This is a genomic window from Elusimicrobiota bacterium (assembly GCA_016722575.1).
Taxonomy (GTDB): domain Bacteria; phylum Elusimicrobiota; class Elusimicrobia; order FEN-1173; family FEN-1173; genus JADKIY01.
On record JADKIY010000001.1, the window covers coordinates 1 to 25,126 of the forward strand.

Sequence of the window (25,126 nt, forward strand, 5' to 3'; positions counted from 1 at the left end):
CCCGCATTCGAAGGCCGCGCCCCGAACAGACGTTGTAAATTTCGCCGGGTTTTCCACGGGTCGCCAAAAGCGCCAGGGCTTCCAGGGCGTCCGGCAGGGCCAGGAAATCCCGCACGGCGTTTTGAGGACCCGTTTGAAGGGTCCGGGGCCCCTTGGATTTCCGTCGGAGAAGGTTCCACACCCGGGGCACGGCGAAGGTGTCGGGAGCGTCGGGCGCGTACAAATTAAAGAGGCGGGCCACGACCACCGGCACGCCCAAAACGTTGTAGGCCAAACCCAACCGGGTTTGAAGAAGTTTGGAAACACCGTAGTCGGTTTGGGGACGGGCGGGGGAGCCTTCGGTCAGTCGCCGGCGGGAGGCGCCGTATTCGGCGGCGGAACCCAGTAGGAGAACCCGGGGACGCGGAGCGGGAAGCCGACGAAGGGCTTCCAGGAGAAAAAAGGTGGGCGTTACGTGGGCGTCGGTCAATTTTTTGAGGGAGCCGGGCCGGGTCCGGCCCAGGCAGTGAATCACGTGGGTGGGGCGAAGGCGGGCCAACCGCGCGCCGACGTCGTCGATGGATTTAAACCGGGGGGCCGGGCCCGGGCCCGTTCGGTCGCCTTGAACGACCGCCCGGGGAAAACGGCGGCGAAGGCTCTTCAACAACCGGGAGCCGACGTAGCCGCCGCTCCCCGTGACCCAAAAACGCACGGAGTTAAACGGAAGTCACCGACGGGCCCGGGGTTTTCGTGAACAGTTCCTGGGCCTGGCGGTAATCGTCGGGGCGGCCGATGTCCAACCACTGGCACCGGCCGGGGAAGGCGACCACCCGCTCGCCCGCCCGCAAGAGCGCCAGCACCAGATCCGGAAAATCCAAAAGAACACCGGGTTTAATCCATTTTAAAACGCGCGGTTCGTAGACGTAGATGCCCATGCTGACTTCCAAGGTGGACACGGGTTTTTCCCGGTAACCGGTCACCCGGCGGTCGGCGTCGATGTCCAGGACGCCCAGGTCGATTTTGACTTCGCGGCGGTGGGCGGCAATGGTGAGGGCCGCTCCCCGCTCTCGGTGAAAGGCCACCAGGGCGCCAATGTCCAAATCCGTCAACAAATCTCCGTTCAACACCAAAAAGGTCTCGGTCAAATCCGGCACCAGCGCTAAGGCCCCGGCGGTTCCAAGGGGCGTGTCCTCGTGCACGAATCGAAGGTTGATTCTTTTCTTCCATTCGGATTTTTGGTCGAAATAGGCTTTGATAAGTTCCGCCAGATGGCCGAGCGCCAGGGTCATGTCCTTGACGCCGTGGGCCACCAGCCGTTCCATCAGGACTTCGAGAACCGGTTTGTCCCCCAGGGGCATGAGCGGCTTGGGAAAATTGATGGTGAAGGGCTGCAACCGGGCCCCTCGACCGCCGGCCAAAATCACCGCGCGCAAACCCTCGGCGGGTTTAACGGGGCCTGTCACAGGGCGTATTCCTCGGGGCGGTAGGCGGCCAAACGACGCCGAACGTAGTCGGCCGTGCGGCGAATTCCCTCCTCCAGCCCCACCCGCGGCGCCCATCCCAACAGGCGCCGTGCTTTGGTCGCGTCGCAGAGGAGCAGATTCACCTCGCTGGCCACCGGCCGCGTCCGAACCCCCTCGATTTTAAGGCGGGGGCGGCGACGAAGAAATCCCATGCATTTCTCCGCAAGTTCGCCCACACTCACCGCGTTTCCTTGGCCGAAGTGAATCACCTCTCCTTCAATGCCCCCGCGTTCCAGGGCGGCCACAAAGGCCGCCGCCGTGTCCGTGACAAAGGTTAAATCCCGCCGGGGGGCCACGCGACCGAGAGCGAGTGTTTTCGACCCGGAGAGAATTTGGGCGAGAATCGTCGGCAAAACGGCCCGGGCCGATTGGCGCGGGCCGTAGGTGTTGAAGGGACGGAGGACAACGACAGGAAGGCCGTGGCTCCGGTGATAGGCCAGGGCCATTTGGTCCGCGGCGATTTTACTCGCGGCGTAGGGGGATTGGGCGTTTAACCGATGGGTCTCGTCCATGGGCGCGGATTGCGCGTTGCCGTACACTTCGCTGGTGGAAGTCACCACCAATCGCCGGACGTCGTTTTGGCGACAGGCTTCAAGCAGGTTCAACGTGCCCTGAACGTTGGTGGCCACGTAAGAATCGGCGGCGCGATAGGAATAAGGAATGGCGATCAAGGCCGCCAGGTGGGCGACGGTGGAGCAGCCCCGGACCACCTCGTTCATCAGGTGGGCGTCCCGAACGTCCCCCCCCACGATTTCGAGATGGGAACGCCGGACGACGCGCAGGTCGTCCAAATGCCCGCGCCGCCCCGCCCCGTTGTAGTGGATCAACGCTCGCACCCGGGCCCCGCGGCGCAACAGGGCTTCGACCACATGGCTCCCGATAAACCCACCGGCGCCCGTCACCAACACGCGGCCACTTCCGCCTTGACCAACGCCCAATCGTTTTTCCCGGGACAATTTAATTTCCCCCTTTTCCCAAAGTCGGGATCTTCGCGGTGGCCCGATTCCGCGGCGCGCAATCGGTCACGGTATTATAGTGAAATCGACCGCGCCCGCCCACGATCCGGCCGAACCCGGCCCGTCGCCCTCAATCCGCTCGAGTCCCGGCGTTCACCGCACCGTAATACCCACGAAAGGCGATGGGCCACAAACGGGCGGGGGCGAACGTCAAGACCCGGCCCCAACGCGCTTTTCCCGCCATGGGCCCTCCCAGCGCGATGGTCCGGCGAAAAAAGCGCCGGGCCACTGGATCGCCGGCCCGCAACGCGGCCATTCCGGCCAAGAAGTATTGACGGCTCAACGCCGTTCGAAACAACGGCGGGGCGATACGCGGTTTCAAGCTCCACACCACGTGCGTGGCGTTCAGCCGGTGAGCGCGCTCGCGGTTGGTGTTGGCGGCGTGCACCCGGTAGCGGATCAGCGGCTTGGCCAGGAGGCCGATCGATTTGCCCGTTCGCGCCGCCATCCGGACCTGAAACTCGAAGTCCTCCACGTTCCGGTAGCGCGGGTCTTCGGAAAAAAAAGCGTCTGTTCGAGCCACGAGAAGCGACGACAAAGGCGGCGCCCCGTGCGTCAACAAGCCGGCGAGGTCGCGGTCTTCTTGGGGCAACGCGGGCCGGCGTCGGTGGATTGCAACGTCCCCGATCAGCACCGCGGAGGAGCCCACGCCGAAGTGGCGCGCCGGGTCAAAAAACCGCAACTGCGTCTCGAGTTTTTCGGGAACCCACAAATCGTCGTCGTCACAAAAAGCCACAAATTGTCCCCGGGCGTGGCGCAAACCTTCGTTCCGATTGACCGCGATGATGCCGCGATTGGGGTTTTTGAAAAATCGAAGACGTTCGTCCCCCAACCGTTGAAGCATTCCGCCCACATCGGCCAAGGAATGATTGTCGATCACGATTATTTCCGTGCGCCGGTGGGTTTGATCCAGCAAGGTCCGGACCGTCTCCAGGAGAAGCGTGGGCCGATTGTACGTGGCGACGATCACACTGACGAGGGCGTCGGTCACGGGGAGGCGACGCCGATCCCGGCGCCCGGAGGAACGGGGGGGGCTGGATCACTGGGGACGGCGGTCGCCGGTCGCCGTCCCGGGATCAAGACCGCAAATCGCGGGCAGTCGGGCCCCCCAACGGCGATAACCTTCAACGCACAAACGCAGCGTCCGGTCGATTTCGCGGTCGATGCCGTTGCGCCAGGAAAACCCCATGGTCGCAACGCGGTCAATGGAAAAACGCAGCGGCGAGACCGGCGTCGGCCGGGCCTCGGGTGCCGGTCCACCGATGGGCGGTCGGACCCCCAATAGACGCTCGGCCCGGCGTGCCACCCGGCGGGCCAAATCGCCCAACGTTAAATTCCAGGGGGACCCCAGATGGATCACCCCGTCGGTCGGCCAGGAGGCGGTTCGCCGGGCCAAAAAAGCCAACCCCCGGACGGCGTCCTCCATCGGAAGAAAATTGCGTCGGTCCGATAGCGGATTGCGCAACACGAGGCGGCCGTTCAACACCGCCTGCAGGCACAAATCGCCCACGATCAGCGTCCACCGCGGAACCGAAATGTCCGCGGGGGCGCCAAACACGTTCGAGAGGCGCACGCAAAGCGCGCGCAATCCCGCCCGGTGACGGAAAACCTGGGTGACGTTCTCGCCCAGGTAGCGGCCGAGGCCGTAGGGGTGACACGGGACGGGAACCGTTTGCTCGGTGACCCGGCCACGCCCCCGTTGCCCGTAAACGTGGAAGGTGGAGAGGTAAAGAAAGGCCGGACGGCGAGGCAAGCGCGAAATGGCTTCCAAGACGTTCCACACGGTTTCGCCGCCGGCGCGGATCGCCGCCCGCGGGTCGCGAACCGCCGCAATCTCGTCCGGCGCCGCCAGGTGGATCACGACGTCGCGGTCGGCCAACAAGGGGGCAATCCGATCGGGCCGGGTCAAATCGTTGCGCACGACCTCGTCGGCCACGGTCCAGCGTGGTCGCTCGTGGGCGGCGCGGCGGGTGGTCACGCGGACCCGGTGGCCCGCGCTTTTTAAATGTTCCGTTAGGCGGCCGCCGATGTAGCCGATGCCTCCCAGAAGCGCCAATTTCATGGGCGGCCTTCCGAACGACAACGGCGGCGGAACGCGCCGCGGCCGGAGAACGTCATTCCCCGACCTTCGGCCAACGGTAGGGGATGGCGTTGTCGAAAGGGTCCAACCGGCGGATCTCCAGCGGGTCGTGAGGGATCGAAGCGCAATTGGCCACGATGGACGTTTCCCGGCCCAGCCCGATGAACCCGTTCCAAACCAACGGCGGGATGGTCACCCGCACGTAGTGGTCGGGCCCCATTTCGATTTCCTGAATCCCCCCCCGCGAGGGACTCTCCGGTCGATCGTCGTACAACACCAACCGAATCTTCCCGTAGGGAACGGCGTAATTGAGAACCATCCGTTCGTGCACGTGCCACCCCTTGACCACGTTCGGGAGGACACAGGAAAAATAAATTTCACCGAACCCAAAAAAGCCCGCCCCATCGCTTCGAAGCATGTGCATGATGCGGCCCCGCTCATCCAAAATTTGTTTCAGGGGGGTAATGCGGACGTCATGAATCAACGCGCGTCTCCAGATATTCGTTTATTTGAGCCCCGGTTAGAGAATCCACGGAACCGCCCAGGGCGGCGGTTTTGTACCAGCGGACGGTTTCGTCCACGGTGCGTTCGAAACCCCATCGGGTTTGCCAGTTCAGCAAACGGCGGGCTTTGTCGCTGTTGAGGGCCAAAAGCGTGCTCTCGTGTCCGACGGTTTTCCCCCGGACCACGGGGGGATTTTTCCCGCCCCAACCGGCCACGACCCGGCGCACAACGTCCATCACCGGTTGGCTCGCGTTTCCGCTGGGACCGAAATTCCAGGATCCGCCGAACGCCTTCGGGGAACGGCGCAATCTCAAAGCAAGGGTCAAATAGCCGGACAAGGGCTCCAGAACGTGTTGCCAGGGACGCGTCGCTCCCGGATGCCGGACGACAATCGGTCGCCCCGCGATCAAGGCGCGGACGCAGTCCGGGACAATTCGATTTTTGGCCCAATCGCCGCCCCCCAGCACGTTCCCGGCCCGCACCGTGGCGGCGCCCAAACTCCGGCGGTCGGCAAAGTAGGAGTGATCGTAGGAGGAAAAAACCATTTCCGCGGCGGCTTTTGACCCGCTGTAGGGGTCGCGCCCCCCCAGCGTGTCGTTCTCGCGATACCCCCAGGGCCACTCGTTGTTCCTGTAGCACTTGTCCGAGGTGACGACAATGAGGGACCGCACCGTTCCCTGGCGCCGGACGGCGTCGAGCACGTTCACCGTCCCCCCCACGTTGACGTCAAAGGTCTTTTGGGGATCGGTCAGCGAAGCGGCCACCAGAGACTGAGCGGCCAGATGAAACACGAACTCGGGCTTGTGCCGCCGCACGGCGGCAAAGAGCGCGGGGGAATCTCGAACGTCGCCGTTCAGGTGGATGATTTTCCGAGCAAGGCCCAGTCGCGCGAAGAGGTGGCGCGGCGAGTCGACCGGAAGCGCGTAGCCCATCACCCGGGCTCCCATCGACCACAACCAATAGGCCAACCACGACCCTTTGAACCCGGTGTCCCCGGTGATAAAAACGCGCGCCCCCGAAAAAACGGCCAAATCCCGCGTGGTCAGCGCCATATCATCCATGGGGCTTTCCCTTCGTCGAGCAGCGCGTTCAACGCGGCAAATTCGCGCGGAGTGTCCATCGGTTGCCAAAACCCGTCGTGCTCAAAAACCATCAGCTGGCCATCCCGGGCCAGACGGCTCATCGGGCCCAACTCAAAAACCAAATCGTCGCGGTCCTCGAGGTAATTGAACAACTCTTGTCGGCACACGAAGAAGCCACCCGAGACTCGACCGCCGCCCGATTTTGGTTTTTCGTGAAATTCGATCACCCGCCCCCGGTTGTCGCTGAGAATCTCCCCAAACCGACCCGTGGGATGAACGCCGCACAGGGTCATGATTTTTCCGTGGGATTCGTGGGCGGCCAGAAGCGCCTTCAAATTGACGTCGCTCAGCCCGTCGCCGTAGGTCAAGAAAAAATTCTTTTCGCCGGCCACGTATTTCTGAATCCGTTTGATCCGGGCACCCGTCATCGCGTTGTCCCCTGTGTCCGCCAGCGTCACGCGCCAGGGAGTGTCCGCGTCGGGACCGTGGTAGTCGATTTTGGATTCGCGGCCCAGGGTCACCGTCAGGTCCGTGGTTCGCATTTTATAATTCACGAAATAATCTTTGATGATCTCTCCCTTGTGCCCCAAGCAAAGGACGAATTCGTTGTGGCCCCAATGGGCGTAATACCTCATGAGGTGCCACAAAAGCGGCCGCGGCCCGATGGGCACCATGGGTTTGGGTTTGTTCTCGGCCACATCGCCCAGCCGCGTGCCCCGTCCACCACACAAGATCACCACTTTCATTGGGCCTCCTCGTTCAACGAAATGCTGCGAAACCGCTCGATCCAACGCCCCACCCCTCTCAGATCCGAGGCGCGGGGCGTCCCCTTGGGAAAAACGGACCGCCGTCGGGCCGGAATCCGGGCCACAAAGGGCACCCGGCAATGGGCGGCGGCGCGCCAATCGCCGACGGCGTCGCCCACGTAGAGAGCCTCGGCGGGCCGCAAGCGGTGGCGGCGCAACAAACGCCCCAACGCCGCGGTCTTTTCGGGCGGAGTCCCGATCACGGAGGTAAAATACGACCGCAAACCTCGGCCACGGACAATCTCGCGCAATTCCCGAGCGGGAGTGCCCGACACCACGAAGAGCTTGACCTTCCCATGGTAGGTTTTCAAAAATCCAAGCGCCCCGGGAACCAACGGCGCGGCCATCACTTTCCGTCGCACATACCGGGCAAAGGCCGCGCCCAGACGCCGGCGCTCCGACGGGCCGTAAGAGCTGCCCAAAATCACGCGTTGAATGTGCTCAAATTTTGAAAACCGGGAAACGCCGGCGTTCCGTCTATGGTAATCGACTATGCGCTGGAGGTGGGCCGGGCGCCTCCGAAAAACCCAGCCAAACGCTTCCGTTTTGATGTCCGCGGACTCCAGCACGACCCCGTCAAAATCGAGAATCACCGCTCGGAGCGGCGGGCGACCGCGCGTCATCCTTCTTTTTCCACGCGGCCAAGCCCCCGGCGGACATCATCGATGGCCCCCAGCAACCCCTGTCCGAGGTCGACGTAGTGGGAGCGCACGAGTTTTCGCGCTTCCTGGGGCAAATAGGCGTAGGGGGTCGTGCGGTAGTGCAATTCTCGAAGTTCCGGCCGCGACCGGGGCTTGTAAATCAGTTTGATTTTATTCCCCAGGATTTCGCGAATCATCGCCAGCAAATCACGTATCTTCATCGTTTGATGACCCGTGATGATCAAGCAAGCATTCTCGTGTTTTTTGGCCAAGGCGTCGACGCAGGATTCCGCGGCGTCACGCACGTGGATGTATTCCCGAATCTCCTCGCCGTCGCCCCAATAGGTGATGGATTTCCTCGTTAGGGCCTGATGAAGAAATCCGAAAATGCCGTTTCGCTCGTCCGCCCGAGGTCCGTAAAGAGAACCGAATCGCAGGATCGTGTACGGGAGTCCGTAAATCCTCTGGTAGGCTTCGATATAGGCTTCGCAAGACAATTTGCTGGCCCGGTAGAAGGAGGCCATCCCGCTGTACACGTACATCGTGCTGGCAAAAAGGTACCGCTTGACCCGGGCTCGGCGACAGGCCTCCAACAACACGCCGTTCCCAAGCACGTTAAGGCGGATGGTTTCCAAGGGATGCCTCTGGGCGGCCTCGATGTCCGCGAACCCGGCGAAATTAAAGACGGCGTCCTGTCCCGCCACGGCCCGGGCCACGGCTTTCTCGTCCGTGATGTCCCCAAGCACCATTTCCTGCCCCGGCCGGAGGCGGGGCGACGTTTTTAAATCGAAGATTCTGACCCGGTGGCCGGCCTCGATCAACGCGTCCGCCACGTGGCCACCGACAAAACCGGACCCGCCGAAGAGCGTGATTTTCATGAAACGTCCTTTCGCGCCGCGGTCGCGGCCGAGGGGTATTCGTTTTCGGGCACGACGGAGGACAGCGCCTCTCCGCGGCAAAATCGTAACACTTCGTCGACCGCTTCGCGCTCCATGCGCACACGGCAGTCTTGGGACATGGATCCCATGTGGCTCGTCAAGACGCACCGTGGGAGAGTGGCCAGGACGCCGGAATAGGGTTCCCGGTCGAACACGTCAACGGCGGCGCCGGACAGCGCGCCGCTCCGCAGAGCCTCTGCCAGATCGTTCTCGTTCACCACCTCGCCGCGCGCGGTGTTGATTATCACGGCCGAAGCCTTCATTCGCGCCAGGGCCCGGCGGTCGATCAGGTTCCGGGTGGCCGGCGTCAGGGGCACGTGAAGGCTCAACACGTCGCTTCGCGACAGGAGCGTCGGCAGGTCGGCCCATTCCACGGGGCCGGGCAGCGTCTCCGTCGTGGGTGACAGGTCCTGGGCCAACACGCGAACGCCGGGAAATCCTCCGGTTAAATGCCGTATCACCCGCCGCCCCACGCGCCCCACCCCCACCACCCCCACCGTGAGTTCGGCCAGCCGCCGCCCCATGACTCGGTTCCACACGCCGTTGCGCATCTGGCGGTCGGCCAGGGCGATGTGGCGGAGCACCGTGAGCATCAGTCCCACGGTTAGCTCCGCCACCGCCGGCGCGGGGGCGTCGGGGGTGTAGGTGACCCGAATGTTTCTTCGCCGGGCGGCCGCCAGATCCACGTTGTCCAACCCGATCCCCACTCGGGCGATGAGCCGGAGGTGCGGCGCCGCGGCCAGGACACGATCGGTGATTGGCTCCGTCCCGGCCACGAGCAATCCGAAGTCCGGGATGAGCCGGATCAAATCCTCCTCCTGAAGCCGTCGCCCCAGGGGGTTCACGAAAACGGCGGCGCCGGCTTTTTCAAGGTCCTCCAACGGGCGACGGTCCACGTCGCAGAAGGGGACCGTGGTGACCAGAACCCGCCGTTCCGGCGGGACTCTTCGAACGGCCTCCGTGGACCCAATCCCGTCAATCGCGGAAATTGTTCCCGCGGGCCCGAGGTAAGGCGTTTTCACGTCGCTGAACCCACGGCGACGAAGCCACTCCTCCACCGCGGGAATTTGCCAAACGTGGTCGATGTCGCCGTAACCCTCGTGCACGAGCGGGGCCACGCGTTGGCGGGCCGGATTGACGATTTCGTTGGGGCGAGTCGATGGAAGCGATTCGCCCTCCAACAAGCGGGCCCGAAGAACCCACATCAGGGAGTCGGAAAAATAAGCCGCCCCGGTCGCGGAGGCCGGTGCGTCCAGAAAGGGCTTCAGAACCCCCCCCTCTTCCAGCCGAAGGGCGTACCGCGGGGCAAAATCGTTCCGCAGGGTCACCGACGCCACTCCGTCCAAGGTCGGGTCGCGCCGCAATTGTTCAAGGCCTTGGTCGATCATGCCGGAGGTGACCGTGGGCGCGTTGGCCAGGAGCACCACGAGGAATTCCGGGGCCCGGCCCTCTCGCCGCGCGATCTCCCGATACCCGTGGGCGATCACGTCTTCCAAGGTGCCGTCCCCCGCCCGAAGCACCGCCGGCCGTTCAATGACCCCGGCGCCCAGATGCCGGGCGATCCCCGCCATGGCCTCGTCATCGGTGGATAGGTACGTGCGGGGCTTTTCCGCCGCGTTGAGCGCGGCCAACAGGGGGTACGCCATCAGGGGCCGGCCCAGAAGGGGAAAGGTGTTCCTCCCTGGGAAGGGAAGCCGTTCCTTTCGGCCGCAAACAAGGGCGGCAATCACGCCGGAAGCACCCCGTGGGCACGAAGCCAATGCTCCGCCTGGGGCATTTGCCATTCGTAATCCACGTCCAAACCGCCCCATTGTTCGAGCGGAAATATGTTTTTCCATCCACCGTTGGGGGAGCAATCCGTCCTTCATGTTTTCGAAACAACGAGGCCGAACGATCGACAGGCCCATGTCGGCAAACCAGACGTTGCCCTGGGAATCCCGGTCGCAGTTGAGAGTGGCCGGATCGCCGAAGGTTTCAAAGGGAACAAAGGGGTGCAACAAGCCGTCGGGGCCGATGCGCCGGGCCCGGAGGGGGCTCCACATGTTGTAACGGGAAACGGTGACCGCTGAATCGTAGTTGGGATGGGCCCGGAGGGCCTCCACGCCGGCGTCGATGGTTTTGCCGAGGACCGTGGGCGCGTTGCAGAAAAGCAACGCCAACAATTCCAGGGCCTCCCCGCGTTCGGCCAATCGGCGGCGAATGGTATCGAACCCGTGGCGAAAGGCGTCCTCGCCCAGCGCCGACGGGGTGGCCAATTCCGCTGGCCGATCGATGATTTCGGCGCCGTACTCCCGGGCGATGGTTTTGATTTTCTCGGAATCCGTGGAAACATAGGCCCGCGAAATGGATTGGGCGGCCCGCGCCGCCAAGAGCGGATACGCCATCAGGGGGCGCCCGAGCACCGGGGTCGTGTTCTTCCCCGGAAAGCCCTGGCTGCCCTCCCGCCCCAACATCAACGCGCACACCGTCACGACGACCTCCTTCGACGACCGGCCGGCGGCGCGGCGTCCAAATCCATGTCCACCCGCGTCGGCGACCCACGCGATCCCTTTTCGATTAAAACAAAAGCAACGATCACGGAGGCCAGCGGAACCTCCGCGCCGTCGGCCGGCGCGTGGGGGTAGCCGCGAACGACGAGGCGCGCCGGCGCCGGGCGCAGGGCCCGCAGTTCCGCGAGCCACCGTTTCAGGTTGAGCACCAAATAGGGCAAGGCCGGCCGGGCCGGGTCCAGGGGAAAGGTCCCGCGAACCGCCGGGCCCCGGGTGAGTCGGAAATCCGTCAGGACGAACCGGCGCGCCTGGCGATAGGCGGCTTTCAACATTTTGGCGTACCCGGTGTTGAGATGCAAAACCCCGCTCAGGTGGACCAGGTCGTGGGAGTTCGCCGGGGTGTCGAAGCGCACGCCGTCGCCTTGGACGAACCGCGCGGCGGGGTAGCGGCGGCGCGCGGCCCGGACGAAATCGGGATTGATGTCGACCCCCGTGTAGCGGACCCGGGGGTTGTAGGACTTCATGATGGGGTAGAACCCCCCGGCCGCGCACCCCACGTCCAGGCAGGAGTCCACCCGGGGCAGAACCTCCGGCAGAAAAAACCGTTCCGAGGGATAAAGTTCCGAGGGTTTCCGGCGGTGGGTGCGGTAATAGCGTTGAATGGACGCCGCCGCCCAGGCCCGCTGTTCCCGCCGGATGGCGGCGGGGGTTTTCGCCGTCGGGGCCGTCACGGGGTTTTCGTCCCTTGGGCCCAGCGCGCCATGCGCTCCAGCCCCTCGGCCAAGGCCACGCGCGGAGTCCAGCCCAGGAGCCGCCGGGCCTTGTCGATCTTGGCCGTGAGGCCGAACTGGTCGTTGGGGGTCGGGCCTTCCCAGCGAATTGGATGGTCCGCCGGTTTTCCCAGGACCCGGAGCAGTTGGGCCAGAAGGTCCTTCACCCGGGTGCCCACGCCGGTGCCGATGTTCAGCACGGCGCCGTGGGAAGCGGGCGCGGTCAGGGCCGCCGTCCAGGCGGCCACCGCGTCGTCGATGTAGACAAAATCGCGGAAGCGGTCTCCCGACCCTTTGACCACGATGGGTTCGCCCTTGAGCGCGTAGGCCAGGTAAATGCTGATCATGCCCTGCTTCAGATTCCCCAGATTTTGGCCCGGGCCGTAGACGCTGAACAACCGAAAGGAGGTGGTCCCGAAATCGGGACGGTTAAACCGTCGGACGTATTCTTCCGCCGTGCCCTTGGCCAGTCCGTAATAGGACAAGGGACGGAGGGGCGTGTCCTCGTCGACCATTGTTGTCCCCGGCTGGCCATACGCCGCCATGGAGGACGCGTAGAGGAAACGCGGCGTATGGGCGGAGGCCCATTGGAGCAGGGCCACGGTGCCGGCCAGGTTGGTCTGAAAGTCCTTCGCGGGGTCCGCGTGGGAAATTTCCCCCGAGGATTGGGCGGCCAAGTGAAGCACCGCGTCGAACCGTTCCGCCGGCAACCGGTCCACAAAACCGGGCGCGGCCAGGTCCAAACGCAGAAATTCGCACCCGGCGGGGATGTTCGATTCCTTCCCCGTCGAAAGATTGTCCAACACCCACACCCGGTCGCCCCGCTCCCGCAGGACACGGGCCAGATGGGCGCCGATAAAACCGGCCCCTCCCGTGACGAGGTAACGCCCCGCGGCGCTCATCGGCTTCCCACGACCCGCCTAAAAATAGAAACGAACCGTCGCATGACGGCCACCGGTCCCACCGTGACCTTCAACTTTTGGCGCAGAGACGGGTGGGTGTAGCCGGAGCCCACCGTGACGCCCCGGTCCGCCAATCGCCGCGCCAACCCCGCGGCGCCGGACCCCGCTTCCACCAAGATAAAATTGCCCGCGGCCCGGCGCACCGGGAAACCCAAAGCCCCCAGAGCCCGCCCCAGATAAGCTTTCCCCTCCTCCACCTGGGCGGCGTAGGCCCAGGCCCGGGGTTCGTGGCGCAGGACGTATTCCGCGAAACGCAAGGCCAGACCGTTCACCTCGAAAATGGGCTGGCACTTCCGCATATTCTTGATGACCCCGGGGCGCCCGCACGCGAAGCCGATGCGCAACCCGGCCAACCCAAGGGCTTTCGAAAAGGTCCGTGTCAGCACCACGTTGTCGTGTCGGAGCGCCAACGCTCGGTGGGTTCGGCGCGTGAAGTAATAATACGCTTCGTCCACAAGCACCAGGGCGCCGAACCGAGCGGCCCGTCGGACGATCCGGTCCAAATCCCCGTCGTCGATCTCGGTGCCGGTGGGGTTGTTGGGGGTCGCGATGGGCACGAGCTTCGTGCGGCGCCCGATGGCGGCCAGGACCTTCTCCGTCGGAAAACTCAAATCGTCGGCGAAGGGCACGGCCCGCACCCGGGCCCCGGCCAGGGCGGCGTAGACGCCGAACATGGCGAAGGACGGCGAGGGCAGCACCACCTCGTCCCCCCGGTCGACGTACGCTTCGAAGGCAAGTTTGATGGCCCCGTCGGACCCCGCCGTGAGAAGCAGGTTGTCCGGCCGGCACCGGAGCCGCCGCGCCAAAAACGCCCGGAAGGGTCCGTAATCGGGATATTCGGTCAAAACCCGGAGGGGCACGGCGCGAAGGACGTCCCGCGCCAACGCGGCGTCGGGAACGAGCCGTTCGTTTTTGTCCAGCCGCATTTTGCCCCTCCGGGCGTATTCCGTCAACGGCGTTCGGGTGAGCAGGCGAAGGGGCGCGCGCGGGCGGATCATGTCAGGCGATGGAAACGTCCCAGGCGTCGTGGCGGGGGTCCAGGGGGAGAGGAACGCGCACGCCCTCGCCGCGGTCGGACACATGAAAAGCCAGGACCATTTCCAGGGAACGAAGGCCGTCTTCCCCGGGCGACCGGACGGGGTCCTCGGAAAGGAGGTTTCGAATCGCCCGGCCGGTCAGGTCCACGATATCGAAGGGCACGGGGTTCGTGAAGGGGACCGGCGGCATGGCGGTCCCGTAGCGGGTCAAGGGCAGGGCGCGGTCCGCGGCGCTTCGGGCCCGGAGAGTCCAGACGTCGTTCAACTCGTCGATAAAAATTCGCCCGTATTCTCCCACCAAGGTGTACTGGTATTGAACCCCGGTATCCTCGCTCGTGTCGACGAAACCCCGGGCCCCGTTTTGAAAGTGGAGAATCCCGTAGCCGGCGGGGTCTTTGAATTGGGCGCCCCGGGGGTTGGGGGTGCCGGTACGGTCCAGGGTTCCCTGCACCCAGTCGGGGTCGCATTGGAAAAGAAGGCGCATGGTGTCGAAGGCGTGGACCGCGAAGTTGCCGAGCCCCGTGCTTCCGGAATGGAAATAGATGTGGCGCAGGCGGCCGATAGCGCCCTCCCCGATGGCTTTCCGCACGGCGTCGTAGGAGGGGCTCCAGCGGCGGATGTGGTTGACGGCCAGGCGCGCGCCGCGCTCCCGCGCGGCGGCCAACAGCGCCTTGGCGTCCCGCAGGTTGGTGGCCATGGGTTTTTCGCAGAGCACCCGGGGCACGCCCGCCCGGACCGCCGCCGTCGAGAGGGCGGCGTGGGTGGGGCCGTTGGAGACGACGCTCAACACGTCGGGCCGGACGGCGGTCCACATCTTTTCCGGATCGGTGAATACGCGGTCGGCGGGAAAATCCGGCGCGGCGAGGCGCACGGCCTCGGGGTTCACGTCGCAGAGGGCGGCCACCTCGACCCCCGCCGCGCGGTAGGCCTTGAAGTGCCGCTGGCCCATGCCCCCGAAACCAACGATGGCGGCCCGGGCCCCGGTCACGGACGTCCCCCGATTCGAACGGTCGTCCTCACACCCGGGCCACGGCGAAGAGCGTGTCGCACAAATAGCGGTCCTTGAGGTTCTGGGAATAGGCCGCGAGCAGTTCCGGCGAGAAGGCGTGGTTGTATTTCCCCTGGCCGCCCGGCTTGCCCGCCAGCATCCAGTGCATGTGGTTCGACAGGTCGTAGCGTTGCTCGGGCTCGATCGCCACCGAGGCGAACCCGGCTTTCTTCAGCACCCGGTCGAGGGTGGATTTGGAATAGTAGAACTGGTGCGCCGGGGTGAAATAAAAATCCCGGAGCGCCGGAATGTCGTAGAGCGCCAGGAGCGCGTCGTCGACGTTCGGCACTTCCACCAGCAGTTGGCCCCCGGGTTTGAGCAGGCGCTGGAGCGCGCCCAGAAAGCCCATGGGGTCCCCGATGTGTTCCAGGACGAAGAAGATGAAGATCTTGTCGAAGGACGCGGGCTTGGCCGCGCCCAGGTCCTTCAGCATGGGGATGCCGATGGTTTCGCAGTAGGCGCGCAGTTCCGTGTGGGTTTCGAAGCCGGTCACCGAACGCACGCGGTCCCGGATCGTGTGCAGGAAATAGCCCGAGGCGCAGCCGACTTCCAGGCAGTCGTCGGTTTTTTTCAAATGTTTTTCGCACAGGCGCGCGTCCCGGCGGGCGTCGGGCAGGCGCTTCTCAAAGAGGTCCAGGGGCGTGGCGCCTTTCTCGCGGCTGTAAATCACGCCGTATTCCCGCTCGTAGAACTCGCGCTCCTCCTCGGGGCTCATCAGGGGGACGACGAACACCAGCTGGCAGGCCCCGCACCGGAAGGCGTATTTTTTTCCTTCGTAGCGGAACCGGTCGGTGAGGAAGGTGAATTTCGCCGGGTCGTTGTTGCCGCACAGGGAACAAGCGCCGGGCGCCGGCACGCCGGCCGGCCGCGGGGCCGCCGTCGAAACGGGGGATTCAACCATGGGGCGTTCCTCCAAAAAGCAATGATTTCCATCGCGGGAGCCGCTCGTCCAACTCCCAATATTTTTCGACAAAAGCGCGGCCCCGGGCGGCGGCGGTCGGATCGAAGGGGGCGTTGGCGCGTTCGGCCGCCGTCCGATGAAGCGCGGCGGGGGTGTCGACGGCGTCCCGGATCGACGTTTCTTCCAGAAGGGGATTGAGCGACAGGCCGCCGGAAAACAACGGCACGACCACGCGGCACCCGAGGGCCAGGGCGTCCAAGGCCATGCTCGTCGACCCGGTGACGGCCACCGCCGCCCGCTCCAGCGCGTCGTGCGCCGACGACGGGGACGCTTCCCACTCCAGCCGCGCCAGCGCGCCGGCCGGCCAGCCGCGCAACACCCGGTCGCGGTCGGCGGAGGGATGAAGCCGAACGCGCCAGCGAAGCGGAAATCCCTTCGCCACTCCCCACAACACCCACGCCAACAGGGAACGGCTTTCGCGCCAATCGATGCCCGAGAGCGCCAGGGCGAAGGCTTCCCGACGGGCGTTCACCGGTCGGCGCATTTTGGGCCCCAAGGACAAATGACGCAGGGCCTCCGCGCGAACAACGCGGGGGTGTCCGCCGCGCCGGAAAATCGCCTCGGTGACCGCGCCGTTGGCCACCCAGACGTCGGGGCCGGGCGCGGGAAGCGTGTTTTCCCACGGCGCGGTGTAATAGTTTAACTCATTTGTTCCCACCGCCGCGTGCTGGTAGGCGAACAGTTTTCCGTCGCCGGGCGCCCCCCGGGCGGCCGCCAACGCGCGCTCCCACCCGTGCATTTCGGCGAAATAAAACACGTTGCCGGTGGCCCGGGTGGAGAAAAAATCGCGAAAGGCCCGGTCATAAACCCTCCCCGACAAACCGTCCACCCCCCAGACCGATTGATCGTAGATCTCGGCCAGGTACGCGGCGGCTTCGGGCATGGGGCCGTTCGCGGTCGCGCGGTCGGCCGCGGCGCGGACCTCGACCGCCGTCGCCGCCCGCGCCGCCCGCCACCACTCGCCAAAGGCGCGCGCCAACGACCCGGGCGTCGCGAACTCCTCCCACAACGCCAGCCGAACGCCCACGCGCCGAAAGCGGCGCACGAGCCGAAGGGCGTCGCCGAAGGATTGCCCCGCGTGGGGCACCGCGATCAACAACCAGCCCAGGGTTTGGCCGCGATCCTCGAACAATTTTTGCAACTCGGGGGCGTACGTGTTTTGGAAGATCCCCCGATCGGCGGCCGGGCCGTCCACGTGGGGAAAATAGGTGACCACGGTGGCGTCCACCGCGCCCGTTCGCGGCGGGGGGCCCAAGACCCACCGCGCCGCGACAAATTTCATCAGGACCCGGGCCCCCCATTTGACGGCGCGGGCGACGGCCCGGAGCCGACTTCGAGCGGGCGATCGACGCGCCGCCCGGCCCCCCCGAACCGCCAATCCCCGTCGGCGGGCCAGGGCGGCCAAGGCGTCGGCCAGGCGGGGATCCCGCAGCGAGACCCAAAGACCCGTCGATTTCAATTCCTCCGAAAGGGTTTGAACCGCCGCGCATTGGGCCAATTTCAGGAAGGCGTCGGTTTTTCCCGGGTTCCGTTCCCCCAGCAAGGTGAACCACCACCCATTCACCGACCCGGGCCCCGTCCCCAGGCGGTCAAACAGCGTGCGTCCCCCGGGGCCCGCCGCGCGCGCGATGGCCCCGCACCATTGGACCAAATCGTCCCGCAGCGCCACCATGGCCCGCTGGACCCGTTCGCCGGCCGGCACCAGGCGGTCGCCGTGTTCTTCGGCCAGCGCGCCGAGAATGCGCGGGTCGTCGGTGAGGGGGAAAACAGCGGCGACGTCGTCCCGCTCCCCGGACAAGGCGTCCGTCGGGACGTCGCAGACGAGAATCCAGCGGACCGGCAGGTCAGTCGCGGAAGGCACGATTCCCGTCCCCTTCCCGCGCGCGGCCGCCGACGAACACGGCGTCGCCCCCCACCCAGCGGTGCCGAAGCCAAAAACCGTGTTTCGCAAACAGCCGGCGGTAGTCCTTGGGCCGGACGTCGTAAAAACGGCCCACGGCCCGCACGATTTTCCCCTCCTCGGCCGCCGGGGCCCGGAAAACCAAGGGCGCGATTTCGGCGATTCGATGCCGTAAAAACTCCACGGCGGGAAGCGCGCGTTCCTCCGGAAATCGGGAGAGCATCGCCGTCGTCCACCCGACCCCGGCCCGCCGGTCGACGCCGGGCCCCCGGAGCGGCCGCCCCGGGGGGCGCGCGAAGCCGGTCAGCGCCTCAAACTGCCGGGACAACGAGGATTCGTCGTCGAGAAAACGGCGACGTTTGAGGGTGTTTCCGTCCCGAACGTCGAATGCCTTGGACGCCTCCTCCGCCGAATTGTTCCCACAGGCCTTCGTCGGAAGGGTCGTCGATTCCAAATCGATCCGAATTCCGAGATCGCTCATGGGCGCCCGGGCGCGGCCCCGGCCCGCGGCCGGCGGGTCCCGGCGCGATCATCCACGGGGAGTCTCCCCCGGGCTTTCCCAGTCCACGTAACCATCGGAGAGCGACCGGTCCCGCTCCAGCTGGACCGACCAGAAACCCTCAAAATCCCGCCGGTTCCACCACCAGGCCAACAAAGGCCAAAACGGATTCCAGCGCCGGGGGTATTGAACGTAGGTGGAGGAACGCACCGCCCGCCACCCCGCGTGTTTGAACAGGAGGGTCCAATCCCGGGGACTGAGTTCAAAGATGTGCTCCTCCTCGGCGTGGACGGTTTTGGCCTCGTTGCGCCGCACGTGATGGAGGCCCACCTGACTTTGCCGTCGATAGGGGACGGTGAGCAACAACCGGCTGGCGTCGTCGCGGCAGGCCAGCCGCCGCAGAAAAAGGGCGGGGTTGTGAAGGTGCTCGAGCATTTCGAAGGAGACGAAAAGATCGACGGGGTTCTCCAGCCGCAGGTCCTCCGCGCGGCACAGCAGGGCCTTCAGCCCCCGGGCCCGAATCTTGGCGATGGCCCGAGGATCCAAATTCACGCTGACGGTCTCCACCGGACGGTCCGGCCCCAGGAGGGCCTTGAGGTAGAGGAGGTGGGTTCCCGCGGAATCGCCGATGTCCACGACGGTGATCCCCCGGGGGGATCCGGCGCCCAGAGATTCCACGGCGGCGAGCATTTCACGGCACTGGAAAGCCTGCAAACCGCGCCGTTTGAGCTCCCAATACGGGTTGAACCGTCGCTCTTCCGACGATTCCTGCCCGGCGATGTCGGGAACGATCTCCCGCAGCCGGCGGACCAAATCCGACAGCCCCTGCTCCCGCTGGGCGAGCCGCAAGCACCCCCGAAGGACCCGTTCCTTGATCGTCAACGCTTCGGCCTTCATGAATTTTCTCCTTTGAGATTAAACGGCCCGCGGCCGGAGACGGAGCGCTTCGCCCGCCCAGGCAAACAGCCGGCGCGCGTCCTCGGGCGAAACGCCGATCCAGGCGGGCCGAACCGCCATCGCCACCGTCGCCAGCGCCCCGTAGAGCGTCGCCGCCGCGGCGAGAGACCCCACCGCGCCCGGGATCCAGCGGGCGGACAATCCGCCGCTCAGGGCCGCCAGCGCGGTCCAAAAAAGCAACGTCACCACCTGGTGGCGGAGGTAGTACGAAAAGCGCATTTTGAGGGACCGCGCGATGACCCACAAAAGGACGTTCGTCGTCGCCGCGTTGAAAAGGACCGTCTTCACGGCCAAGCCCAGGGCGCCGGCCCCCAGGCCGCCCCGGGCGGGCGGAGCGAGGAGGAAATAGGACCCGGCCAGCCCGAGCAGCGAGCCGACGATCCCGACGTTCCGGTAGGCTTTCGTGCGGTCCGTCGCGTAGAAATACGAACCGCAGACTTGCCCCAGCATTTGATGGAGGGGGTAAAACGCCATGACCGCCAGGGGGGCCGCCGCGTCGCGAAAGCGCGCCCCCCCCGCCAGACCGGCCAGCGTACGGGCCTCCACCGCGACAAAGGCCGCCAGAAAACCCGTCACGGAATACAGCAGGGGCACGTAGCGTTCAAAGCGCCGTCGGATGTCGTCCGTGTCGTTCCGCTGAAACGCCAACGCGAACTCCCGCATGATGAGCGGGACCATGGCCCCCGAAAACAAAAAACACACGGAACTCCACTGGAAGGAGAAACCGAAGAACCCCTGATCCAAGGACCCCGCAAACGTTTGAAGCAGCCACCGGTCCATCACGTTCGCGGCAAAACCCGCCAGGCAGTACAAAATCAAGGGGTGGGAGTAGGTCCAGTACTCCCGGGCGTAGCCGCGGCGGGCCGCCGCGGTCAGGGGGTCCGCCGGGAACAGTCGGAGGTTTTTTTTCCGAAGGACTTCCCACCAGGCGGCGAGAAGGAGCGTCGCGACCACCGCGTTGTATCCGAAGAACGTCGGCAACCGGATCGCGCCCCCCCCGCAGAGCGCCGCCAGCAGGAGCAGGGCGACGGCGCGCTGGACGGTGCGCGCCCGCTCCCCCTCCACCGTGTGCCCGAAGGCGTCGATGATTTGGCCGGCGGTCTGGACGACTTTCAGAAGGAACGCCAGCAGAAGCGCCGACCAAATCCAGGACCAGTCCTGGTCGGGCCAAACCCGCGCGCGACCCCCGAACAGGCCCACCGCGCCCACCCCGACCGCCACCGCGACGCCGATCAGGCCGATGAATTCCCAATTGAAGCGTATCAGGGGATTTTCGCGCCGCTGGGACAAGCGGTTGTAAAAACACAGGGACGCGCCGGAGTCAAAAAAATCGATCCACTGGCCGAAAAACGCGGCGAGGAAACTGAAATTCCCAAAGTGGGCGGGGCCCAGGGACCGGATGATCAACACCTGGCTGACGAGCGAAACCACCAGGCCGACCCCGCCCGCCGTCACCTTGGACGCGTAGCGCGCGCCGAACGACGCTTCCGTCGAAGCCGACCGGGGGGAGGCCCCGCCCGCGGGGGACGTCACGGCGCCTCGCCGGCGGGACGGTCGAACAAGGTCCGACGAACCGTTTCCCAAAACGCGCCGGGGGCCGCGGGGGTCAGGAAGCGCTCCCGGAACTCCCCGTCGGGCGGGACGTCCCCGCCGACGGCCGCCGGGTTCCGAACCAACGCGTCCACCGCGCGCAGATAGTCGGCGCGGTCGCGGGCGACGCGGGCGCGCCGCTCCAGCGCGGCCATCATGGCCGGGTCCCATTGTTGGTTTTCCATCCCCGCGTAGAGAAGGATGGGGCGGTCGGTGGCCATGGCTTCGTAGACGGGGGACCCCCCCAGGGAATCGACCAGGAGGACGTCCGCCTCCGACATGTAATCGGCGAAGCTTCCGCGTCGAAGAAGGACCAGGTTTTCAAACCGATCCAACCCGAGGGCGTCCATTTCCGGCCGGTCCAGAATTTTCACCCAGGCCGGCGTTTTCATCTCGTTCAATCGCCGGCACACCTCCAGGACCAAGGGGACGTAGGTGTCCCACGGGGGTTGAACGCCCAAGGTCGTCGCCACGTTCACCAACGTCGGCGCGTAGAGGACGCGCCCCGTCCGCGGCCCGGGACGTCCGCGGGACCGGGCCCAAAGCGTTTGCATCCGCGGCGACCCCGTTTGAATAAACCGCAGGCGCGATTCGATTCCGTAGGACACCAGTTCATCGCAACGGCCTTTCCCCCAGGAGAAAAAGATCCCGTCCGCCCCCCCCTCCATGAACGGGAGCGGCACCGCCCCCCGCACGACCGTGCCCTGATTCCCGCCGTGCTGAAGCCCCGCGGCGGGGCACCCGGCCCGTTTAAAAACCGCCGCCACGTGTCCGGCCCCTTGGTCGTGCGTCGAGACGCCAACGGCCACAAAGGCGGCGCGTCGCCCGCTCGCGAGGAGCGCGTCCAGGACGCCTTGCGTCTTGCGCCGAACCGATTCGCCCCGATCGTCGAAGACACGGGAGTGCTCCCGCCATCGGCGCTCAATCAACGGCCGCAAAATCTCAAAACCCGGCCCCAGAGACGGCGGCGGCGCGGGCGGCGCGGGGGGGGCGCCCGGCGCTTCGGTTTCCACCAACGGCCGCGCGTCGCGCACAAACGACGGCCAAGGCCAGTGAAGGCCTGTTTCATTTTGGGGAAGGAAGAAAAGGACGTCGCGGCCGCCGGCCCACCGATACGCCGCGTGCTGGGCGCGGGCGATCCACCGTGTCAAAATATTTTCCCGGAGGAGGCGAATCGTTTTGGATCGCCAGAGACACCGGAGTTCCACCCCTCGGCTCCTCCAGGAACGTTTGGGCCGTCCGTCGCCTCCGTTCGCGGGTCCGGCCGACCGGGGTTGGACCCGGACGGGCAGGCCGCGGTGGGCGGCCCAGGCTCGGGCCACGTCGTGAAAATACGCGCTTCGGGGCGTGAAATAAAACAAATAGGGCTCGCGATCGTCGTCCTCGGGGGGCCCCACCGACACCTCCGTGACGGAAAAACGCCGGCCCAACTCCTCGAAGGCGCGCCAGAGAACGCGCGTTTGGGACAAAAGCAGAAAAAGGGGGTAGGGGTCGATCGCCGCGCCGGGGCGATTCCCGCCGGGCGGATCCGCCGGCGGGCCCTCCGAAATCGACCAGACCGCGCGGGCGCCCTCCTCCCAGGCCGATTGATAGTCCCGCGGTTCCAACAGGGTCGACGCGGGAACCGAGGGGAGGCCGCTCTCGAGCAAAAACCGCCACCCCTCCACGGAGCCCGGCATGTTCAAATCGGCGGCGCCCGGAAAATCCGGTCCCGGCGCGATGGGCCGGGAGACGATGTTTAAACGCACGGCGGTCTCCCCGCGCGGGCGGTCACGAAACCCGCTCCCGGGACCCGCCGAACCGGCGGTCGCGCGCGGCGAGAGGCCGACGATTTCCGACCCCCGAGGGCGGCCAACGCGAAACAAAAATTGCCGTTTCCGCACCCGAGGTCCAGGCACTTTTTGCCGACGACCAACTCCTCCAGCCGGTTGACCCGCAGGCGGCGGGTGTAGCGGTCCACGTAGGCGTCGTAGGCGGGGGCGTCGTATTGGTCCCAGATGGCGTTGAAGAGATCCTGGTGCAGGCCTTCCAGGCCCGCGCGTTTTCCCGTCCGCGCCGGGGCCCCGCCGGTGTTTTCGATGAACAACGCGTCGACGGCCGCGCGGAAAAACACCCGCTGTTCCTCCACCAGATCGCGGACGCGTTCGTAGGGATGGCGTTGAGAGGCGTGATCCAAAGCGATCCGCTCATACCGCATGTTCAAAATGGCCAGGGTCAGGACTTTAAACGTCATCCCCATCCAGGTGTTGGGCACGCCCTCCATCTCCTCCGTCAAACAATCAAGGGGCTTCAGATACACGGTTTTTTCCATTTAGGCTTTTCCTCCACGGGCGCCCGGGACGGTTCGAATGGTTCTGTCCCAAGGCGCAAGTTGACGTATGGTCCACCAAAACGGCGCACGGCCGGCGCGGGTCACGTGGCCATGGCCGCCAGGGCGCTGGCCACCGGTTCAAACCGGTCGGCCCACAAGCGCAAGTTCATATACTGCCAAAAAAACATCGCGTGGTTTTCACCCGCCAGGTGCGCGCGGAACAACGACGTTAAAACGCCGGGGCGGTAAACGCCGCGATTCACGGCGTGGTCGTCCGCGAGCAGCCCTTCCATTCGCGCCCGAAGGGAGGTGCGCAACCAAACGTCCAAGGGGGCGTTGTGGCCTGTTTTGTCCTTCCGCCAAAGGATCGATTCGGGAAGCAGTCCGGCCAGCGCTTTTCGGTGGATCCATTTTCCGAGCCCCCCGCGAATTTTGAGGGACGACGGGAGCGAAAAGCAAAATTCCACGAGTCGGTAATCCAGGAACGGGACCCGGTTTTCCAAGGAGAACGCCATCATGTTCCGGTCCTCGGCCCGCAAACTGGCGGGCACCGTTTCGAACAAAAGCTCCCGCGCCAGGCGTCGCGTCAATTCCTCCTCCGCTTGCCATTCGGGTCCGGTCGGAGCGATGGCCGCCGCCAGGGCCGGGGCCAGAGCGTCGCGGTGTGGAAAAAATCGGGCACGTTCAACGTCGGGGCGGTGATGGGCCGCCTCGATGCGATCGCGTTCGCGCTCCAGTTCCACCGGGTCGCGTCCGTGTTGCGCCCGCCAGGCGGCGACCTCGGGGCCGTCGTCCAGCCCCTGCCGGCGTAGATCAAAAAAGCGGTAGTGGTAATGGTCCCAATAACCCGCCAACAGCTCGTCCCCGCCGTGGCCGGTCAGAACCACCTTCAGTCCCGTTCGGGCGATTTCACGCGTCAGCAGGTAGAGGCTGTACCAGGCGACCGTACAAATCGGCTCGTCGTGAAACGACATCATTTCCTTCAATGTCCGCCACACGTCTTCCGCGGGAGGTCGCACAAAATCCACGGAAATCCCCGTGTGGGCCATCATGGCGCGAACGTGGTCGGATTCATCGAAGTACCCCTCGCCGGTCACCCCCGAAAAAGCCCGGATCGCGGGCTGGATCCGCAAAGCCATCGCGGCGATGGCGGTGGAGTCCAACCCCCCACTCATTAAAAGACCGACGGGGACATCGCTTCGCAACCGCAGACGCACGGCGTCTTCCAACAGGCCCCGGTATTCTTCGATGAGGGTCGCCTCGGAATCCGACCTCGTCGCGCCCACGGGAAGGGACCAGTAACGTTCCGAGCGGATGTCCCCTTGTTGGTCGATGGTGAGCACCGTCGCGGGAGGAACCTGGGAAATGCCTTCAAAAAACGAGTCCGGGGCCCCGTCCACCAGGCGGTAATGCCCCCCCGCATACGCGGCGATTTTACGGAGGTTTGGACGGGCCTCAACCGCCGGGCAGGCCAACAGCGCTTTTATTTCCGATGCGAACACCAACGCTCCGTTGGCGCGCGTGAAGTAGAGAGGTTTTTTCCCGAACCGATCCCGCGACAACACCAAAACGCCCGTTTCCCGATCGTAAATGGCCAGAGCCCACATGCCGTTGAACCGTCGAAAGCAATCCGACCCCCACTGCAAGAATCCTTTGAGGAGCACTTCCGTGTCCGTCCCGGAATGAAAGACGTGTCCGTGGGCTTTCAGGTCCTCCCGCAGCTCAAGGTAATTATAAACCTCGCCGTTGTAGGACATCCAATACCGTCCGCTCGGGTCGGCGCACGGCTGATGCCCGAGGGGGGAAAGATCGAGGATGCTCAGCCGGCGGTGCACCAGCCCGGCGCGGGCCGACCAATCCGGCGAGGGAACACCCGGGGGAAAGGCGCGCGCGCCGCCGGGTCCCGGATCCAACAAAACCAGACCGGCGTCGTCGGGCCCCCGATGAGCGAGGGAGTGGGACATGGCCGAGAGGTCCCGCGCCACCGCCCGGGTCCGCCCGTTCAGTCCGACGATGCCCCCAACGCCGCACAC

Annotated in this window: 23 protein-coding genes and 1 pseudogene; all 24 read right to left on the reverse strand. The window is 65.4% G+C overall.

Annotated elements, in window-relative coordinates; translation table 11 throughout:
- A partial coding sequence (locus IPP68_00005; GenBank protein MBL0348751.1) for an NAD-dependent epimerase/dehydratase family protein occupies positions 1-691 on the reverse strand: 691 nt, incomplete at its 3' end.
- A gap of 4 nt (positions 692-695) precedes the next feature.
- Entirely contained in the window at positions 696-1,412 is a 717-nt protein-coding gene (locus tag IPP68_00010) for an NTP transferase domain-containing protein (GenBank protein MBL0348752.1), read from the reverse strand.
- 26 nt (positions 1,413-1,438) lie between these two features.
- Positions 1,439-2,440, reverse strand: a complete 1,002-nt coding sequence (locus tag IPP68_00015) for a GDP-mannose 4,6-dehydratase (GenBank protein ID MBL0348753.1) — start codon at positions 2,438-2,440, stop codon at positions 1,439-1,441.
- 148 nt (positions 2,441-2,588) lie between these two features.
- Positions 2,589-3,509, reverse strand: a complete 921-nt coding sequence (locus IPP68_00020) for a glycosyltransferase (protein MBL0348754.1) — start codon at positions 3,507-3,509, stop codon at positions 2,589-2,591.
- A 48-nt stretch (positions 3,510-3,557) separates the two neighbouring features.
- Positions 3,558-4,580: an SDR family oxidoreductase gene (locus tag IPP68_00025; protein ID MBL0348755.1), complete on the reverse strand. Its 1,023-nt coding sequence runs from the start codon at positions 4,578-4,580 to the stop codon at positions 3,558-3,560.
- Between the two features lie 52 nt (positions 4,581-4,632).
- Positions 4,633-5,082 carry a dTDP-4-dehydrorhamnose 3,5-epimerase family protein gene (locus tag IPP68_00030; GenBank protein MBL0348756.1) on the reverse strand — a complete coding sequence of 150 codons (450 nt, stop codon included), beginning with the start codon at positions 5,080-5,082 and terminating at the stop codon, positions 4,633-4,635.
- Positions 5,072-6,163, reverse strand: coding sequence for a CDP-glucose 4,6-dehydratase (rfbG, locus tag IPP68_00035; protein ID MBL0348757.1), 1,092 nt, complete (start codon positions 6,161-6,163; stop codon positions 5,072-5,074). The genes IPP68_00030 and rfbG overlap by 11 nt, the downstream gene beginning before the upstream one ends.
- Complete coding sequence (gene rfbF, locus IPP68_00040; protein ID MBL0348758.1) at positions 6,145-6,930, reverse strand: glucose-1-phosphate cytidylyltransferase; 786 nt, start codon at positions 6,928-6,930, stop codon at positions 6,145-6,147. The genes rfbG and rfbF overlap by 19 nt, the downstream gene beginning before the upstream one ends.
- A complete protein-coding gene (locus IPP68_00045; protein ID MBL0348759.1) occupies positions 6,927-7,613 on the reverse strand; it encodes an HAD family hydrolase in 687 nt (228 codons plus the stop codon). Before IPP68_00045 ends, rfbF begins: the two co-directional genes overlap by 4 nt.
- The gene (locus tag IPP68_00050; protein ID MBL0348760.1) at positions 7,610-8,509 is read right to left on the reverse strand and encodes an NAD(P)-dependent oxidoreductase; all 900 of its coding nucleotides are present in this window, start codon (positions 8,507-8,509) and stop codon (positions 7,610-7,612) included. The genes IPP68_00045 and IPP68_00050 overlap by 4 nt, the downstream gene beginning before the upstream one ends.
- A complete protein-coding gene (locus tag IPP68_00055) occupies positions 8,506-10,299 on the reverse strand; it encodes a hypothetical protein (GenBank protein MBL0348761.1) in 1,794 nt (597 codons plus the stop codon). The genes IPP68_00050 and IPP68_00055 overlap by 4 nt, the downstream gene beginning before the upstream one ends.
- Positions 10,296-11,022: pseudogene (locus tag IPP68_00060) on the reverse strand (cytidylyltransferase). The gene IPP68_00055 and the pseudogene IPP68_00060 overlap by 4 nt, the downstream one beginning before the upstream one ends.
- 14 nt (positions 11,023-11,036) lie before the next feature.
- Positions 11,037-11,789, reverse strand: coding sequence for a class I SAM-dependent methyltransferase (locus IPP68_00065; protein ID MBL0348762.1), 753 nt, complete (start codon positions 11,787-11,789; stop codon positions 11,037-11,039).
- The gene (locus tag IPP68_00070; protein ID MBL0348763.1) at positions 11,786-12,730 is read right to left on the reverse strand and encodes an NAD-dependent epimerase/dehydratase family protein; all 945 of its coding nucleotides are present in this window, start codon (positions 12,728-12,730) and stop codon (positions 11,786-11,788) included. The genes IPP68_00065 and IPP68_00070 overlap by 4 nt, the downstream gene beginning before the upstream one ends.
- Complete coding sequence (locus tag IPP68_00075) at positions 12,727-13,788, reverse strand: histidinol-phosphate aminotransferase family protein (protein ID MBL0348764.1); 1,062 nt, start codon at positions 13,786-13,788, stop codon at positions 12,727-12,729. Before IPP68_00075 ends, IPP68_00070 begins: the two co-directional genes overlap by 4 nt.
- Position 13,789: 1 nt before the next feature.
- The gene (locus IPP68_00080; protein ID MBL0348765.1) at positions 13,790-14,815 is read right to left on the reverse strand and encodes a Gfo/Idh/MocA family oxidoreductase; all 1,026 of its coding nucleotides are present in this window, start codon (positions 14,813-14,815) and stop codon (positions 13,790-13,792) included.
- A gap of 28 nt (positions 14,816-14,843) precedes the next feature.
- Positions 14,844-15,776, reverse strand: a complete 933-nt coding sequence (locus IPP68_00085) for a class I SAM-dependent methyltransferase (GenBank protein MBL0348766.1) — start codon at positions 15,774-15,776, stop codon at positions 14,844-14,846.
- Positions 15,769-17,697, reverse strand: coding sequence for a hypothetical protein (locus IPP68_00090; protein ID MBL0348767.1), 1,929 nt, complete (start codon positions 17,695-17,697; stop codon positions 15,769-15,771). Before IPP68_00090 ends, IPP68_00085 begins: the two co-directional genes overlap by 8 nt.
- The gene (locus IPP68_00095) at positions 17,681-18,217 is read right to left on the reverse strand and encodes a hypothetical protein (GenBank protein MBL0348768.1); all 537 of its coding nucleotides are present in this window, start codon (positions 18,215-18,217) and stop codon (positions 17,681-17,683) included. Before IPP68_00095 ends, IPP68_00090 begins: the two co-directional genes overlap by 17 nt.
- A 48-nt stretch (positions 18,218-18,265) precedes the next feature.
- Positions 18,266-19,132, reverse strand: coding sequence for a methyltransferase domain-containing protein (locus tag IPP68_00100; GenBank protein ID MBL0348769.1), 867 nt, complete (start codon positions 19,130-19,132; stop codon positions 18,266-18,268).
- A gap of 18 nt (positions 19,133-19,150) precedes the next feature.
- Positions 19,151-20,725, reverse strand: a complete 1,575-nt coding sequence (locus IPP68_00105; GenBank protein ID MBL0348770.1) for an oligosaccharide flippase family protein — start codon at positions 20,723-20,725, stop codon at positions 19,151-19,153.
- Positions 20,722-22,530 carry a hypothetical protein gene (locus IPP68_00110; GenBank protein MBL0348771.1) on the reverse strand — a complete coding sequence of 603 codons (1,809 nt, stop codon included), beginning with the start codon at positions 22,528-22,530 and terminating at the stop codon, positions 20,722-20,724. The genes IPP68_00105 and IPP68_00110 overlap by 4 nt, the downstream gene beginning before the upstream one ends.
- Complete coding sequence (locus IPP68_00115; GenBank protein MBL0348772.1) at positions 22,521-23,093, reverse strand: hypothetical protein; 573 nt, start codon at positions 23,091-23,093, stop codon at positions 22,521-22,523. The genes IPP68_00110 and IPP68_00115 overlap by 10 nt, the downstream gene beginning before the upstream one ends.
- 101 nt (positions 23,094-23,194) lie before the next feature.
- Positions 23,195-25,126, reverse strand: coding sequence for an asparagine synthase (glutamine-hydrolyzing) (gene asnB, locus IPP68_00120; GenBank protein MBL0348773.1), 1,932 nt, complete (start codon positions 25,124-25,126; stop codon positions 23,195-23,197).